The 7,704-nt window shown below is 65.7% G+C and carries 8 protein-coding genes and 3 tRNA genes; 9 read left to right on the top strand and 2 right to left on the bottom strand.

The window, feature by feature from the left end; genetic code table 11:
• On the bottom strand, positions 1-164 hold a 164-nt coding region (locus GFJ45_RS07665; RefSeq protein WP_153395808.1), incomplete at its 3' end, for a hypothetical protein.
• Positions 165-388: 224 nt separating this feature from the next.
• Between GFJ45_RS07665 and GFJ45_RS07660 the strand changes: the two genes are divergently transcribed.
• The 6 genes from GFJ45_RS07660 to GFJ45_RS07635 all read left to right on the top strand — a co-directional run bounded on the left by GFJ45_RS07660 (position 389) and on the right by GFJ45_RS07635 (position 3,524).
• Positions 389-1,381 carry a YihY/virulence factor BrkB family protein gene (locus GFJ45_RS07660; RefSeq protein WP_228386675.1) on the top strand — a complete coding sequence of 331 codons (993 nt, stop codon included), beginning with the start codon at positions 389-391 and terminating at the stop codon, positions 1,379-1,381.
• A 70-nt stretch (positions 1,382-1,451) separates the two neighbouring features.
• Positions 1,452-1,524 (top strand) — tRNA-Gly (locus GFJ45_RS07655).
• 23 nt (positions 1,525-1,547) lie between these two features.
• A tRNA-Cys gene (locus GFJ45_RS07650) sits at positions 1,548-1,618 on the top strand.
• Between the two features lie 31 nt (positions 1,619-1,649).
• Positions 1,650-1,724 (top strand) — tRNA-Val (locus tag GFJ45_RS07645).
• Between the two features lie 434 nt (positions 1,725-2,158).
• Positions 2,159-2,953, top strand: a complete 795-nt coding sequence (locus GFJ45_RS07640; protein WP_194288569.1) for a hypothetical protein — start codon at positions 2,159-2,161, stop codon at positions 2,951-2,953.
• Between the two features lie 136 nt (positions 2,954-3,089).
• A complete protein-coding gene (locus GFJ45_RS07635) occupies positions 3,090-3,524 on the top strand; it encodes an excalibur calcium-binding domain-containing protein (RefSeq protein WP_228386674.1) in 435 nt (144 codons plus the stop codon).
• Positions 3,525-3,601: 77 nt separating this feature from the next.
• Here GFJ45_RS07635 and GFJ45_RS16730 read toward each other — a convergent pair whose 3' ends face one another.
• The gene (locus tag GFJ45_RS16730; RefSeq protein ID WP_228386672.1) at positions 3,602-4,066 is read right to left on the bottom strand and encodes a class F sortase; all 465 of its coding nucleotides are present in this window, start codon (positions 4,064-4,066) and stop codon (positions 3,602-3,604) included.
• 442 nt (positions 4,067-4,508) lie between these two features.
• Between GFJ45_RS16730 and GFJ45_RS16725 the strand changes: the two genes are divergently transcribed.
• The 3 genes from GFJ45_RS16725 to GFJ45_RS07615 all read left to right on the top strand — a co-directional run bounded on the left by GFJ45_RS16725 (position 4,509) and on the right by GFJ45_RS07615 (position 7,695).
• Positions 4,509-5,540: an excalibur calcium-binding domain-containing protein gene (locus tag GFJ45_RS16725; protein WP_228386671.1), complete on the top strand. Its 1,032-nt coding sequence runs from the start codon at positions 4,509-4,511 to the stop codon at positions 5,538-5,540.
• 113 nt (positions 5,541-5,653) lie between these two features.
• Positions 5,654-6,883 (top strand): toxic anion resistance protein, encoded by a 1,230-nt coding sequence (locus tag GFJ45_RS07620; RefSeq protein WP_153395801.1) that lies wholly within the window; start codon positions 5,654-5,656, stop codon positions 6,881-6,883.
• Positions 6,880-7,695, top strand: a complete 816-nt coding sequence (locus GFJ45_RS07615) for a hypothetical protein (protein WP_194288568.1) — start codon at positions 6,880-6,882, stop codon at positions 7,693-7,695. The genes GFJ45_RS07620 and GFJ45_RS07615 overlap by 4 nt, the downstream gene beginning before the upstream one ends.
• Positions 7,696-7,704 lie beyond the last annotated feature (9 nt).

Here is a 7,704-nt window from a genome sequence, read left to right as displayed (position 1 = left end):
ACGAGGTGGTCGGCCTCGGTCATCTCCCGACGCGTCTCGTTCCCGTCGTCGTCGATGAAGCACAGCTCCACCGCCTCGGCCACCTCCGAGAAGAGGGCGAAGTTGGTGCCGGTGCCGTCGTAGGTCGCGCCCAGGGGGTAGGGCTTGCCGGGCCAGAGGTCCATCGAGGTCCTGTCGTTGAGTGAGCACGTGCGGGCGGCCGGTGGGCCGAAAACCATAAGGCCGCCAGTCGTTCATTGTGACGTATCCGGGGAGCTGCCGCGGACGGCGACTCCCACACGCCGCTGCGGTGACCAGTCACCGACCGCCTCGGCCGTTAGGTTGAACGCGTGGTGAGACGCGGGTGCCGGGGCGCCGCAGCGAGCGCCATACCGTCGGGGGAGTGGCGGTGACCCTCCGCCGACGGGTGCGGCGCGTCCTGGAGCCGGTGCCGGGCGGGGTCCCGGCCGCCCGGCTGGTGGTGGAGACCGGCGGCATCGCGATGCGTTACCGGGTGACCGGCCTGGCGGCTGAGGCGGCCTTCTTCATGCTGCTGTCGCTGCCGCCGCTGCTGCTCGGGCTCATCGCCGGCGTCGGCTACCTGGGAGAGTCCCTCAGCCCGGACGCCGTCACCAACGTCAGCCGCGCCATCGAGACCTGGTCACTGCGCTTCCTGACCCCGGAGGTCGTGCAGGACATCATCGTGCCGACCGTCCGGGACACCCTGGCCGGTGGCCGGCCGGAGCTGATCTCGCTGGGGTTCGTGCTGTCGCTGTGGTCCGGGAGCCGGGCGCTGCACGTGTTCCTCGACACCATCTCGATCATGTACGGCCAGAGCGGAGCGAGAGGGGTCATCGGCTCCCGCGTGCTCAGCCTGTCGCTGTACCTGGCCACGCTGCTGGTCGGCAGCGTGATCTTCCCGCTCGTGCTGCTCGGGCCCTCGCTGCTGAGTGACTGGCTGCCCGGCGGGCTGGACGTCCTCATCGGCGGGTACTGGCCCACGGTCAGCCTGCTCGGCCTGCTCAGCCTCACCGGCCTCTACCACGTGGCCACCCCGCAGCGGTCACCGTTCGTCCGCGACATCCCGGGGGCCGTCCTGGTCGTCGTCATCTGGGTGATGGCCTCGATGCTGGTGCGCCGGTTCGCGGGCGAGGCCGTGGGTGGGCCCTCGATCTACGGGCCGCTGGCGACACCGATCATCGTGCTGATCTGGTTCTACCTGCTGGCGATCGCGGTGCTGCTGGGCGCGGCGCTCAACGCCGGGATCCGCCGGCTGTGGCCGCCGCCGGAGTACCGCGGGCCGGTGGTGCGGGCCGCGGACTGGTGGGAGCAGGTCCGGACGCCGGCGGACAAGCGGCGCACGCTGACCCCGGTGGAGCGGGGAGAGGACCAGCAGGGGTGACCCGATTTGTTCGGTGGCACGCTCGTCGGCTAATGTTCCTCGAGCCCGCGGGGACACCCCGAGGAGAGTTGCGGACGTAGCTCAGTTGGTAGAGCGCAACCTTGCCAAGGTTGAGGTCGCCGGTTCGAGACCGGTCGTCCGCTCGGAGGCACCACCGATGCCTCGCGGTGGAGTGGCCGAGAGGCGAGGCAACGGCCTGCAAAGCCGTCTACACGGGTTCGAATCCCGTCTCCACCTCGCAGCGGAGCCACTTCCAGCTCCACGACTCGGGCGATTGGCGCAGCGGTAGCGCGCTTCCTTGACACGGAAGAGGTCACTGGTTCGAACCCAGTATCGCCCACCAGAGAGAAGGCCCTCTGGCCAGCGCAAACGCATGCGTGCCCCGTTCTTGTGCCAGATACGTGCCAGATCCATGCCTGCGCAGCGGGGACTCAGGCGGGCCAATCGCACCAGCTCCCAGGTGCCCCACTGGCTCGAGTGTCGTGTGTGCTCGACGTACTGCGTCAGGTGGTGGCGGGCTGGCTCGTCAGTATTGCCCGGCAGGAGAGTGAGCCCTCAAGGTTAGCGACATGTCACAGGTTGTGTAACTTGCGGATAGCCGACCCCCAAGGGCGGCGTTGATAGCGGCCGCTACCGCCGGCGTCTCCAGTAGGGGGCAGGTACGTGTGATTTGCTGCAGCTATGTCGGATTGGGATGTCGAGGTTGGAGAAACCCTGCTGCGCAGGGAGCTTCACGACCGGTGGGGCGGTGGCCGCTACGGCGGCATGGAGCCCGCGGTGAAGGCGCAGAGCGTCTTCTTGTTTACGAATCCCAGCGCTGGCGAGGCCTTCGGTTACAAGTACGACGGCTGGCACTTGGACGGCAGCCTGCACTACACGGGTGATGGTCAGGTAGGCGACCAGTCGCTGTGGACGGGCGGCAACAAGTCGCTCATGGATGCGGAGCGTCTCGGGCGGACGGTCCGGGTGTTCCGTAGCGAAGGGCGCGAGACCACCTACCTTGGCGCGTTCGCACTGGCCGACCCGCCGTACTACCGGGCGGATGCCCTCGATCGCGAAGGCGAAATGCGGTCGGTACTGGTGTTCCGGCTGTCTCCGCTGGGGCACGTCCTCAAAGACTCGAAGGACGAGGCAGACCTGGACGCGGCGACTCCCGAGGAGCTTCCGGTGGAGGCAAGCAACGTCGACAAGTACGCCGCGCAGCGACCGGACGAGCCGAAGGCTGCCGTGCGCCGGGAGGCCAAGTTGGTCGCTCGGTACACGGAGTGGCTGAGGGCCCGGGGGCAGGCCACCGTAAGGCACCGTGTCCCGATTCCCGGGGGTGGCTACATTTTCACGGACATCTATAACAAAGCGACCGAGGAGCTGGTGGAGGCGAAGGCATCAGCAGCCCGCACCTACGTTCGTGCGGGGCTCGGCCAGGTGCTTGACTATGCGCGATTCCTCGACCACAAGTCGAAGGCGCTGCTTCTTCCGGTCCGCCCAAGCGATGACCTCATCGATCTCCTGATTGAGTACGACTGCGCCGTGGTCTGGGAGTGTCGGACGACCTTCGAACGGCGCGCTCCCTGAGTGCATGCCGTGGTGGCTCAGCGACCCGGTCGATTGGGTGGGCTCGCCCAGGGTGCTCCCAGCGACCCTTGAGGGTTCATTTAGGCGCTGTTAGCGTGGCGCGGGCCACTATCCATGCGACTACGAGGGGACTTCCATGCGACTTGGACGTACAACCATGACCTCTGCTCTGGCCATCACGGGCACGCTGATGCTGGCCGGTCCGGCTGTCGCCGACTCTCACACCGGTGACCTCGACTGCGCCGACTTCGAATCCCAGGCGGCAGCCCAGGCGGAGTATCTGTCGGACCCAAGCGATCCGCACGGCCTCGACGGGGACGACGACGGTGTCGCTTGCGAGAGCTACGCCGAGTACTCGGATCCGGCGCGCAACGAGACCCCCGTCGGCAGCGGGACCGCGGAAGAGGACGACGACGACCAGGTCACGAACGTGCCCTCTGGTGGCGTCGCCACCGGCGGCGGCTCGACCAGCGGCTTCGAGAACCAGGGGATGCTCGCTGGCGGCGCGCTCGCCCTGGCGGCCGGCGCCGGCGGTCTGATCCTGGCCGGTCGCCGCGAGGCTCGCGACTGAAGCAAGCCGACACCTACACGAAGAACGGCGCTGCCACCCTCTCGCGCGGGAGAGGGTGGCAGCGCCGTTGTTCTCTCTTAGGCCGTCGATACGAGTCGAGCGAACACCACGACGTTGTCGACGTGCGCCCGAGCGTCAGTGTCGTACTCGCCACCGCAGGTGATTAGCCGCAGCTCGGGCCGGTCGGTGTTGCCGTACACCGCCATGGTGGGAAAGGCGTCCTTGGGGAAGGAGTCGGCGGCGTAGACCTCGAAGACCGCTACGGAACCGTCCTCCCTGGTCACCCGCACCCGGTCCCCGGGCTCGAGCGCGCCCAACTCGAAGAACACCGAGGGAGTCGCGCCTTGACTTGTGACGTGGCCCTCGATGACCGCGGGCCCGATCTCCCCCGGGGTGGGAGAGCCGTCGTACCAGGCGGCCTCGTCGTAGCGCTCACCAGAGGGCACCTGCAGGGTGCCGTCGTCGTTGAGGCCCAATGAGTGCAGGGGCGAGCTGACGTCGATGGCCGGGATCTCGATCGATGCAGGCGCCGACCGGGGCATCGCCGCCACCTGAGGTTCGGGCTCGCGGTCGGGCCTCTTCGTTGCCGTGTCCGCGGTGGCGGCTTCTGTCGCGGGGCGAGACGTGGTGGCAGGCGCGGTAGACGGCTCTGCTGTCTGGACCGTCGACAGGCCGGTCGACCGAGGCGCCGGCGGGGCGGGCTCCTGGTTCAGCACCGCCCAGGTCACTGCGGAGCTACCGGCGGCAACCAGCACAGCCGACGCCGCCAGTACGATCCGGTTCCCCCGCCTGGCCATGATCCCCATTATGCGAACGACCGCAAGGGGAGCCTCAGCGTGGTTTCGTCGGTGTAACGAATCAGTAACGTTCCTTGCTTCGTTCCGATAACCCCTTCAGGCTCAGTCGTCAGGGGTCGCTACACCTAGAAACCTTCCAGGGGCTCCGCTGTGCTGCACTGCCGCCGGAGACCGGAGAGGGGCCACTGTGGGCGTCATCAAGAGCATCCTGAAGTGGGGCGCGATCGCCTTCGCGGGGCTTATCGCCTTCGTGATCGTGGTTGGGGTCCTGTTCGGGGGCGAGGACGACACGGTGGCCGCGCCGGACGCACCGGCGGAGGCAGCGGCCGAGGCAGATGCCGCGGAGACGGATGTCGACGCTGAAGGGGATGAGAAGCCTGAGGAGGCCAAGGCTGAGGCCGAGGCGGAGAAGAAGGCTCGGGCCGAGGCGCGGGCGCAGGCTGAGGCGGAAGCCGAGGAGCGGGCCAAGGAGGAGGCGCGGGCCAAGGAGGAGGCCGAGCGGAAGGCTGAGGCCGAACGGAAGGTTGAGGCCGAGCGGAAGGCCGAAGCCGAGCGGAAGGCCGAAGCCGAGCGGAAGGCCGAAGCCGAGCGGAAGGCCAGGGAGGACGCCGAGAAGCGGCAGACCGCGACGGTTACCAATGTCGTGGACGGTGACACCGTGGATCTGTCTAACGGCGAGCGGGTGCGGGTCATCGGAATCGACACGCCCGAGCGTGGCGAGTGTGGGTACACCGTGGCCACCGAGCATATGGAATCTCTTGTGCTCGGTAAGCAGGTGACCCTCGTGGCCGGGGCACGTGATGACCGAGACCGGTACGACCGCATCTTGCGCTACCTGGACTTCGGCAAGACCGACGCCGGACTTGCTCTGATCGAGAAGGGGTATGCCAACGCCCGGTACGACTCCCGCGACGGATACGGTGAGCATACCCGCGAGCAGCGCTACGTGAAGGCAGACGCCCGGGTGGAAGAGAACTTCGTGTGCACCGGTTCGGGGTCCACCAACTCCGGCTCGTCCTCAGGCTCTAGCAGCTCGAGCTCTAGCAGTTCGGGCTCTGGCAGCTCGGAGTCGTCGGGCTCGGGCAGCAACACCGGCGGGTCGGTCTACTACAAGAACTGCACCGCGGCCCGCGAGGCCGGAGCGGCTCCAGTTCGCCGGGGCGAACCTGGGTACGCAGGCCACTTGGACCGCGACGGCGACGGCGTTGGCTGTGAGTAGGGCCTGTTGACCAGCAAGCTTGGCAGGCGCCGAACTGGCCAGCCGCGGTAGCCAACGACAGGATTGAAACCCTGTCAGACTAGGACCGGTTCACCCACCCCAAGGAGCATGCCATGTCCAACCCTCTCGACCTCGGCTCGAGCCCGCCTCCGGAGGTAGAGAACGCCCTGGTGCTGGAGCCGCCGCAGCCGCCGGCGGAGGTGGTCGTTCACGAGCCGGAAAAGGTTGGCGGCATGGTCTTGGTCGATGCCGATGCGCAGCAGCGGCATGCTGATACCGCCGGGAAGTTCCTTGACGATTTGCTGGCTACCCCCCTGCAGAGCCCCGAGTTTCAGACCAAGCTGGCGCAGTTGACGCGGCTCGGTGAGGGAACGATGCAGCAGGCCGGTGCCTCCTCAAACAGGATGTTGAGGAGGCCCGCTGCGGCGCTGACATCCACTGGCGAGGATCCTGCGTCGCGTACCGGCAAGACGCTGGTCGAGTTGCGGCAGATCGTGACGGAGTTAGACCCTAAGCGTCATGATCTGACCGGCACGAAGCGCGTCCTGAGGTTTCTACCCGGCGGCAAGGCCGTCCAGCGCTACTTCATGAAGTATGAGTCCGCACAAGCACAGTTGAACGCCATCACCAAGGCACTTAAGGGTGGGCAGGACGAACTACGGCAGGACAGCGCTGCCATCCAGACGGAGCGAGACGCGCTGTGGGAGGCGATCGGGCAGTTGGCGAACTACGCTGTGCTGGCGCGTCACCTCGGCGACGGGCTGGAACGGCGAATCGCAGACCTCCGCAACGAGGGCGACGCAGAGGACGCTTCCACGCTAGAGTCAGAGGCCCTTTTCTACGTCCGCCAGCGGCATCAAGACCTCATGACTCAGATGGCGGTATCTATTCAGGGGTATCTAGCCCTAGATGTGGTCAGGAAGAATAACTCCGAGCTGATTAAAGGAGTAGACCGAGCGCTCAACACGACGCTGGCAGCGCTGCGAGTCGCTGTTATCGTGGCGCAGGCGCTGGCGCAGCAAAAGATCGTGCTGGCGCAGATCGACGCTTTGAACTCGACTACCTCGGACATGATCGTGTCGACGTCAGAGCTGCTCCGCACTCAAGGCGCTGCCATACACGAGAATGCGGCAAGGGCAACAATCGACCCTGCCAAGTTGCAACAGGCCTTTGATAACGTCTTCCAGGCGATGGACGAGATCGACCGGTACAAGGCCGAAGCGGCCCAGTCCATGAAACAGACAGTGCAGGTTCTTGAGGGGCAGGTCGGTCGAGCTCGAGCTCATCTGGAACGCAGCCATGCCTCTGATGCCGCGGCCATGCAGCCCCCCCAGGGTCGATGATGTCCCGCTTTTCTACAGGTAACATCATCAAGATAGTACTTGCTGTCGTCTTCTTTCCTTTTGTCGCCTTTCTTTTGCTGATCATAGGGGTAGGTGCCAAGCATAAGAGGGTTGCTCTTGAAGGAGCTGTGTACGCGTTCCTATTCTCAGTGGCGCTCGCTCTTCCAACGGGGACCGCATTGGACGGGCTCTCCGCCGTTCTAGGGCTGAGCTCTATGGGCGCATCGACGGTGCGCTCTTACCAGTTGCGCGACTTGTGGTTGAGTAGGAGAGGTTCACCAGTCCCCCCTGCGGCAACAGCGGAGCAGCAGCATATGACTGCCTCCGTTCGGCCCAGCCAGCCGCAGCAACCAGCCTTGCCGTCACGATCTTCTGCGGATGAGCTTTCACGCTCCTTGGCATGGGTTACGTCGCACGCAAAGCAGAACAAGCAGCGCCTCCCGGCTGATGCCTACGTATCGATTCTGGAGACGTCTCACACGCTAGACGCTGTCATCGACGCGGAAAGACAACAGTCGCTTGGGGATGCCAGATTCGAGTACGAACTGGAGGCCATGGTCAGGGAGTATCTGCCAGCAGTTCTTCAAGGGTACCTAGCCATACCGCCGAACATGGTGGAGAAGCAGCAGCCTAACGGGAAGACGCCAAACGAGGAGCTGGCCGATCAGCTACAGTTGCTCTCACACCAGGCCGATACGCTCCATTCCAATCGGCATCGACACACTTCGTCCGACCTCACTAGTACGGGCAACTTCCTGAGAGAGCGGTTTGGCCATCACCAGCGAGGCGGATTCGACTTCGGTATTGAGTAGGTGCGCGGA

This window comes from Ornithinicoccus halotolerans (assembly GCF_009602535.1).
Classification (GTDB): Bacteria; Actinomycetota; Actinomycetes; order Actinomycetales; family Dermatophilaceae; genus Ornithinicoccus; species Ornithinicoccus halotolerans.
The sequence above is the reverse complement of the archived record's forward strand: the minus strand, read 5'-3'. Positions and strand labels throughout refer to the sequence as shown.

Bases quoted from the DNA above. Each gene is read 5' to 3' on its own strand.
- GFJ45_RS16730 (WP_228386672.1), bottom strand. From the start codon at position 4,066: ATGCCCCGGTCGGCGCCTGCATCGATCGAGATCCCGGCCATCGACGTC.
- GFJ45_RS07615 (WP_194288568.1), top strand. From the start codon at position 6,880: ATGATGTCCCGCTTTTCTACAGGTAACATCATCAAGATAGTACTTGCT.
- GFJ45_RS07620 (WP_153395801.1), top strand. From the start codon at position 5,654: ATGTCCAACCCTCTCGACCTCGGCTCGAGCCCGCCTCCGGAGGTAGAG.
- GFJ45_RS07635 (WP_228386674.1), top strand. From the start codon at position 3,090: ATGCGACTTGGACGTACAACCATGACCTCTGCTCTGGCCATCACGGGC.